This window comes from Nonomuraea aurantiaca, from assembly GCF_020215705.1.
Classification (GTDB): domain Bacteria; phylum Actinomycetota; class Actinomycetes; order Streptosporangiales; family Streptosporangiaceae; genus Nonomuraea; species Nonomuraea aurantiaca.
Genome location: NZ_JAIWNB010000040.1, coordinates 63,010 through 69,093, shown reverse-complemented (window position 1 = coordinate 69,093; position 6,084 = coordinate 63,010). Strand labels below are relative to the sequence as shown.

7 protein-coding genes are annotated in these 6,084 nt (G+C 71.2%); 1 reads left to right on the top strand and 6 read right to left on the bottom strand.

The annotated features are described in order from the left end of the window. Nucleotides 1–401 precede the first annotated feature (401 nt). The 6 genes from LDL49_RS50535 to LDL49_RS50510 form a co-directional block, all read right to left on the bottom strand. Nucleotides 402–1,118, bottom strand: a complete 717-nt coding sequence (locus LDL49_RS50535; protein WP_225302113.1) for a hypothetical protein — start codon at nt 1,116–1,118, stop codon at nt 402–404. Continuing rightward, nucleotides 1,109–2,551: a hypothetical protein gene (locus tag LDL49_RS50530; protein ID WP_225302112.1), complete on the bottom strand. Its 1,443-nt coding sequence runs from the start codon at nt 2,549–2,551 to the stop codon at nt 1,109–1,111. Before LDL49_RS50530 ends, LDL49_RS50535 begins: the two co-directional genes overlap by 10 nt. Beyond that, entirely contained in the window at nt 2,548–3,384 is an 837-nt protein-coding gene (locus tag LDL49_RS50525; protein ID WP_225302111.1) for an ABC transporter ATP-binding protein, read from the bottom strand. Before LDL49_RS50525 ends, LDL49_RS50530 begins: the two co-directional genes overlap by 4 nt. After that, a complete protein-coding gene (locus LDL49_RS50520; RefSeq protein ID WP_225302110.1) occupies nt 3,381–4,169 on the bottom strand; it encodes a zf-HC2 domain-containing protein in 789 nt (262 codons plus the stop codon). The genes LDL49_RS50525 and LDL49_RS50520 overlap by 4 nt, the downstream gene beginning before the upstream one ends. Then, nucleotides 4,166–4,738 (bottom strand): RNA polymerase sigma factor, encoded by a 573-nt coding sequence (locus LDL49_RS50515; protein WP_225302109.1) that lies wholly within the window; start codon nt 4,736–4,738, stop codon nt 4,166–4,168. Before LDL49_RS50515 ends, LDL49_RS50520 begins: the two co-directional genes overlap by 4 nt. A 239-nt stretch (nt 4,739–4,977) precedes the next feature. Continuing rightward, a complete protein-coding gene (locus tag LDL49_RS50510) occupies nt 4,978–5,586 on the bottom strand; it encodes a hypothetical protein (protein ID WP_225302108.1) in 609 nt (202 codons plus the stop codon). Here LDL49_RS50510 and LDL49_RS59540 point away from each other — a divergent pair. Next, a complete protein-coding gene (locus LDL49_RS59540) occupies nt 5,490–6,038 on the top strand; it encodes a Tn3 family transposase (RefSeq protein ID WP_372470703.1) in 549 nt (182 codons plus the stop codon). The genes LDL49_RS50510 and LDL49_RS59540 overlap by 97 nt on opposite strands. The last annotated feature ends 46 nt before the right edge of the window (nt 6,039–6,084 follow it).

The following is a 6,084-nucleotide window of genomic DNA, read 5'->3' as shown; positions in this document are numbered from 1 at the left end:
CGTGACAGAACGGCCGTTCTCACGCGCAACGCGTTACGCGATCGCTACCACCCTCCATGCGGCCCCGGCCCCACTCGCACCTGGAAATCGCACTCCGTGACCGCTCCCCAGCAAATGCACCAGACCCCGGTAAACGGCCAAGGATTTCGGCGCTATTTGGCCGGGCGCGTATGTCAGCCGCACATGCCAACCAGTCGGAGATTTCGTCCGGCTGAAATTATGTGGTGGACCTGCAACGGAGCCGGTTCGTACGGAGAGCGTCTTCCCGGGCAGCGGGTTCTCCACGCCATCGGCAAGCTCCAGCAGCGCGACGAACTCGGTGCCGCCGGCCCTGCGGAGGTAGGCGTACCGGATGGCCATGGAGCGCGGCGCGAAAAGCTTCAGCCTGACAATGTGACGTGTCAGCGCCGCAGGTCGCGCCCTGCCAAGATGAGCCATAGGTACGGCAGGGGCAGCATCGCCAGCCAGAGCAGGTGCGCCTGATCCCAGTACCCGAACCCGCAGGTCGGCGGCCAGAGCCGGACCTGCTGCGGCAGCAGGATGGTCCCCAGCACCATCGCCAGCTGGACCACTACGGCGGCCATGGCGGCCTGTCGGCCGGGTGCGAACCGCACGGCGGTCGCCGCGGCCGCCAGCGCGATGCCGAGGCAGACGCCTACCTCGATGAGCAGGTCGCCGACAGGGAACAGGGCGCCCTCCGGCAGGCGGGTCAAGATATAGGAGAAAGCCGCCAGCCAGATCGTGATCGCGGCGCCACCGGGCAACAGGCAGCGCAGCGCCTGCCGGACCCATCGGGGGACCGCGGCGGCGCCGAGGTCGGCGGACATGGTATCGACCAGCCCGAAGGCCGCCGCCGCGCCGAGCAGGGTGCCACAGATGCGCATGAGCACGAGCGCATCGCCCCCGGGCACTGCCTCCCCGTACTCCACCAGGCTCACTAGCCCGGCTGTGAAGGCGGCGACCATGACCAGAGGCCCCCAGTCGATGGCCCGAGCGAGGGGGCGCACCAGCAGGAGCGCCAACCGCCAGCGGGATGGTGGCGGGGCAGGGACGGCTGTGGTGGGTACTGCCGCGGTGGTGGAGGCGGCCTTGGGGCGGGCGGGCAGTGTTACAGGCATGGCGTGGCTCCCATCGGTGCGTTGAACTCGCGTTCCAGCCCGAGCAGCGGCAAGGCCTGGTCGATCGTGGTGGTGGGCTTGACGAGCGTGTCCCAGTTGGCCTGGACCTTCTCGCGGGCGCCAGGAGAGGCCAGCAGCTGCTTGGCGTAACCGATCTCGGCCGGGCCCCAGTCCAGGCCGGACAGGCGTCCCCGGTTATGGTCGACATAGAGCTGCCGCCGGGCCTCGGGAGGGGAGACTTGGCCGATGAGCCAGAGCGCCACCACCGTGCGGGCCTGACCGCGCGCGTCACACGGTGCGGCGCGCCGGGAGGGGTTGAAGTGCTTGGTGGCCGAGTCGTACAGCCCGGTCGCCCAGAAGGCCACGTCCTCGGCCAGTATCCTGCGCTGGTCGGGATGCCCCCAGCTCATCGGCGGCCGGATTACGCCGGAATCGTCGGCGAAGCTCCAGGTCGGGCTCATCTGCCGTACTTGGGGCGCCTGGGCCCGCAGCTCGGTGGGCAGCGCCCCCACGACCGGCTGGACCGCCTGCTCCCAGAGCGGGATCCACGGTTCGTAACCGGGGAAGGCACAGTAGGTGAGCCCTTGGCGCTCCCTGCAGCGGTAGGCGTCGGGGCCGAAGTAGCGCTCACGCACGCGGGAGTCCACATGGGCGACGGTCAGCTCCACGTTTGTGGGGAACTGCGCCGGTGGCCGGGTGGACGCCGCGGTGGCCCCCGAGGGCACCGCGACAGCCAGCGCCACCACCACAGCCGCGGCGGGTGCCGGCCGTACCCGGTGTCTGAGCAGCGCAATCCCGCCGAAGGCGGCGGCGACGGCGAGCACGTACACCAGGTGGACCGCCGACGGACGGTCGGGCCAGTCCGGTCGGTGGACCTGCATCACCGGTAGCAGCCAGCGGGCCTGTCCGTTCGTCGGGTTCATGTAGATGAGGAAGCCGAGCACGGCCACCACTAGCGGCCCCGCGATCAGCCACCGCGCCCAGCGGCTGACGGCCACGCCCAGCGCCGCGGCGAGGACCGCGGCGGCCACCGACGTCAGTGGCTCCCACACGTCCAGCCGCCCTCCGGCAGGGCCGCTCAGCAGCCGGATCGCCAGGTAGCCGCCCACGGCCACCGCCGCTGCGAGCCCCGCGACCAGCGGTGTGGCCAGCAGCAGGGCCCGCGTGCGGTGCTCGGCCCGCCCAGGCAGGCCGGCGAGGCTTTCGGGCATGCCGTGCCGCCCGTCGCGCGAGGTGGCCAGGCTCGCCACGATCAGGACCGCCGAGGCTAGGCAGGTGGCCAGCCCGGTGGCGTTGACCGGGTCCATCGTGAGGTCGGGCTGCTGATCCCAGCTGAGGAAGGTCTGCAGCGCCAGCACCAGGACGGTCGCTCCCCACACGAGCGGGTGCCGCACCAGCCTGCGCGCCTCGAACAGGAACAGCCGCCGCGTCACGCCGCCTCCCCGAGCAGCATGAGGTAGCCGTCCTCGACACCGGGCGCTACCGTGTCCGCCGCCGGCGGCCGTGCGCCGAGCGTTCGGTAGCGGCCGTCGGCCGTCCGCCAGAACAGCTCCGACGTGGCGGGCGGCGCGTCCGACAGCCACACCCGGCCGTCCGCGACGGCCGCGAGCTCGCCGGGTGTGCCGTCGAAGATCGCCCGGCCGTCCCGCATGACCACCACCCGCTCGCACAGCGCGGCGACGTCTTCGGTCTGGTGCGTGGACAACACGACGATACGGCTCTCGCCGAGCCGCGAGACCAGCGCGCGGAAGGTCATCCGCTGCTCCGGGTCCAGGCCCACAGTCGGCTCGTCGAGAATGAGCAGATCCGGCTCCCCCAGCAGCGCCTGGGCCAGCGCGAGCCGCTGACGCATGCCGCCCGACAGCTTGCGCACCTTCGTCCCGGCCTGATCGGTGAGGTCCACCTCGGCCAGCACCCGTCGCACCTCGGCGTGCCGGTGTTTGCGGTCGGTCAGCTCCTTGAGGATCGCCACGTAGTCCACGAGGTCGAAGGCGGTGAAATGCGGGTAGGAGCCGGGGTTCTGCGGCAGATAGCCGAGCCTGCGCCGCAGCGCGGTCCGCTGCACGCGGTCGGCCGGGTCCAGGCCGAAGGCGTCGACCGAGCCGCCGTTGGGGGCGAGGGTGGTGGCCAGGCAGCGCAGCAGGGTCGTCTTGCCGGCGCCGTTGGGGCCGAGCAGGCCGGTCACGCCGGTGCCGAGCGTCAGGTCGAGGCCGTCGAGCGCCCGTTTGGCGCCGTAGGTCTTGGTCAGCTGCTTGATCTGGATCATCTGGTGCTCACTCGGTAGAAGCGGTAGGTCAGCAGGATGGCGGCCACGCCGTACCCGATCTGCGGGGCGGGACCGAAGACGGCCAGCCAGTCGCCGATGAAGTGGCCCGTGCCGACGATGGCCAGCCATACCCCGGCCACGGCGAGGGCGGCGATCGGCACGGGCAACCGGCCCGACACGGCTAGGCAGCCCGCGGCGGCGGCCAGCGCGGGCAGCAGCCAGGCGGCGGCCAGCCCGGGCGGCGCGGGCAGCAGCGGTGAGGCGAGCCCGGCCAGCACGACCGCCACCGCCAGCACCGCCGTGGCGCGGGTCAGCAGCAGTCGCGGCCCCGACATCGGCGTGGCGGCCACCAGCTCGTAGGCGGGATCGACACGCGGCCCGTAGGCGAGCGCGATGCCCGCCAGCGGCAGCACCGGCGCGACGATGAGGAAAGCGGGCAGGAACTCGGCCTGCTTGCGCGCCGCCAGCACCGCGAACGCCAGCACCGCCACCACCGAGGCCAGCCAGGCCCGGCTCATCGTCGGCGTCGCGGACAGCAGCCTGGCCAGGTGATCGGGCACTCCGCCGTGCCGCAGGAGCCGCTCGGAAAGGCTCAGGTGTGGCGTGATCAGCTCGGCTTCCAGCCTCGCCCAGGACGCCTCGAGCCAGTCCTTGTCGTGCGGCACCGCCGCCCGGCAGTCGGCGCACCGACCGAGATGCGCGTCCACGGACATGGCCAGCGCCGGTTCGAGCGTGCCTTCGAGGTAACGCTCACGCAGGCCGTCAGGAATGTGCCAGCTACTCATGACAGCTCCTCGCGCAACCGGGCCCTGGCCCGCATCGCGCGGGTCTTGACCGTGCCTTCCGGAATGCCAAGGAGGCCGGCGGCCTCCTTGGTGGTGAGACCGTCGATGACGGTCGCCTCGATGACGGCCCGCAGCTCAGGGGAAAGCCTGGTCAGGGCGGTGCCGAGGTCGCCGTGCTCCACGTTCAGCAGCACCATGTCCTCAGCCGAGGCGACTGGCGAGCTGTCGCCTGGTTCGATGCCGGAACCGATCCAGCTCGAGCCGCTGCCGCGCAGGGCAGAGATCAGGCGCCGGATGGCAATCGTCCACAACCATCCGGCTGGGTTGTCGCTGCGGAAGCCGCCCGCCGCACGCCACACGGCCAGAAACGTCTCTTGCAGCGCATCGTCGACGACGTCCGCGTCGGCGCAGCGGCGGGCCAGCCGGGCACGCAGCCAGGGTGCGTGCCGCTGGTGGAGGATGCGCAGGGCGGCGGTGCTCCGCGCGGCGACAGCGGCGATGAGCTCGGCGTCGCCGCTGTCCGCGGTGACGTCGGGGGCTGCGCGCCGCCGGAAGGGAAGCTGTCTCACGGTGTATCTATCGCACGATCCGCACGGACCGGTTCTCCCAGATCATCCCTTTCGCCATTGGGGTGCCCATGACCAGCGCGTACAGGATGACCAGGATGTGCGGGAGCTGGATAGCCGGCGCGGCCCGGCCATGCGGGGAAACGGGTCGGCGGGGGTCGTCCACATGTCCGCGCGCACGGTGCGGAAGACTCTTCGCAGCCTGCCCATCAACCTCTGCCCTTCTCCTCCTGGGGTCAGGGTCATCCAGCCTGGCGATGCACCGAAACTGGCTTTGAGAGTGCCCGTACTCGCTCGTAACCGTGGAACGCGGCGCAGCACACCAGCAGCGCCGCCGAGAACACCGGCAGCCAGGCCACCCGGGCGAGCAGCCAGCCTGGCCCGTCTGGAGCGGTGTGCAGACCGGGCAGCGTTCCGCTCCCGAGTGCTCCGGCCCTCGGCATCGCGTTCTCGGCGAGCAGGCCGATCGCCGTCACCGCGATCATCGCGGTCTGGTGCCAAAGGAAGATCGTCATCGCCGCGAGATTCGGCAGCGCCACCGTCGCCCAGGCCACTGGGCGACGCAGCAGCCGCCCGAGCGGACCGAGCAGCAGCAGGGCCGCACCGCTCTGAGCCAGTCCGAAAGTGACGGCGGCTAGGGAGGGCGGGTCGAGGTTGGACAGCGGCGCCCCCGGTACACCGACCATGGCGGCAGGGTAGCCGCCCCAGGTGACGAGCGCGACGGTGACGGCCGCACTCCCGAGCAGCAACGCCCATCCGGTCATCCGCCCCCGCAGATTGCCACGGGCCCTGGCCGCCCCTAGGCAGTACGGCACCAGCCACCCAGCTGCCCCATTGCCCCACCCGCTCACTTCACCTCCGAGTCCGATCGCTGCGTCAACGAGCCCGCCCAGCGGGCCCGCCCTCTCCGCGAGGGACCCGACCGGGACGGCGCCGAACCTGGCCAGATCAACACACACGACTACGGCGAGCGGCCACACCGGGTGCCGACAACGACCCCATTGAGCAGGAGAAGGCGATGAAGTTCAACTCGCTGCTCACTAATTGCGTGATCTTCCACAACACGCTCGACATCGTCGACGTGGTGCGGCAGTTGCAGGCCGAGGGGTGGAAGGTCGAGTCCGAGGACCTGGCCGAGGTCTCGCCCTATCTGACCGAGCACATCATGCGGTTCGGCGAGTACTCCACGCATGAGCTCGCCGTCACCCCGGAGGCGTACGAGCCCCGCCTGGACATCGACTTCACCAGGCTGCATGACGTGGCCCAACCCGTCGGGCGCCAGGCCGCGCACAGCCCTGGTTGATCCCACGGCCTCCACGATCGCCTCCACAAGTGCGGTGCCAGGGCGC